Annotated in this window: 1 pseudogene; it reads left to right on the top strand. The window is 70.8% G+C overall.

Annotation, left to right across the window (positions count from 1 at the left end):
- Positions 1 to 114: 114 nt before the first annotated feature.
- A pseudogene (locus tag AZE13_RS35000) lies at positions 115 to 862 on the top strand (transposase family protein); the annotation flags it as partial.

The following is an 862-nucleotide window of genomic DNA, read 5'->3' as shown; positions in this document are numbered from 1 at the left end:
AGCCTTTTCGGTGTGGCCGCTGATCGGGTGATGGGAAGGGGGGCAGAACGGGCGAGGCCCGGAGGGTGTTGAGAGAGGTGTCTGACGCCGCAACTCTTCACCCAAGGGGCTTCGTTGGTTACGTATCCTGCCGCGCTGGACCTGCCGCACGGGCTCGTGGAGAAGGTCACGATGCTGATCGTTCCCCGGGAGGGTGACCGGCGGTGCACGCTGCGTCCGTCCGGGCGTGCTCTGGTCGCACTCGTGTACCTGCGCCAGCACCTCACCCTCGCCCAGATCGCCGCCGGCTTCCGGATCGGCGTCGGCACCGCGCACGCCTACGTCCGCTCCGTCGTGGCCCTGCTCGCCCGCCGGGCCCCGGGCCTGACCACTGCCCTGCGCGAGGCCTGTGAGGAGTATGTGCTGGTGGACGGCACCCTGGCGGAGTGCGCCGGGTCGCCGGCGGCCGTGCGGACTACTCCGGAAAGCACCGTCGGCACGGCGTGAACCTGCACGTCATCACCGACCCGTGCGGAAGACTGGTGTGGATCTCAGGGGCCCTGCCCGGCCGCACCCACGACCTGGCCGCGGCCCGCGGCCACCGCATCATCAGCACCTGCATCCGGCTCGGCGTCCCGGTCCTGGCGGACCTGGGATACCTCGGTGCCGGCGGCACCTTCGCCGTGCCCCACCGCCGCAGGCCACGGCAGGACCTCGACCCGCATCAGCGGTCGGTGAACCGAGCCCACGCTCGACTCCGGTATCCCGTGGAGCGAGGCGTCGCCCGCCTGAAGACCTGGCGGATCTTCCAGCACGCACGGTGCAGCCCCACCTGGCTCACGTCAACCACAAAGGCCGTCCTCACCCTGGAGCTCTACCGCTG

The organism is Streptomyces sp. NBRC 110611 (assembly GCF_001590865.1).
Taxonomy (GTDB): Bacteria; Actinomycetota; Actinomycetes; order Streptomycetales; family Streptomycetaceae; genus Streptomyces.
Note: the sequence above shows the minus strand (reverse complement) of the source record. Positions and strands in the feature narration are given on the sequence as shown.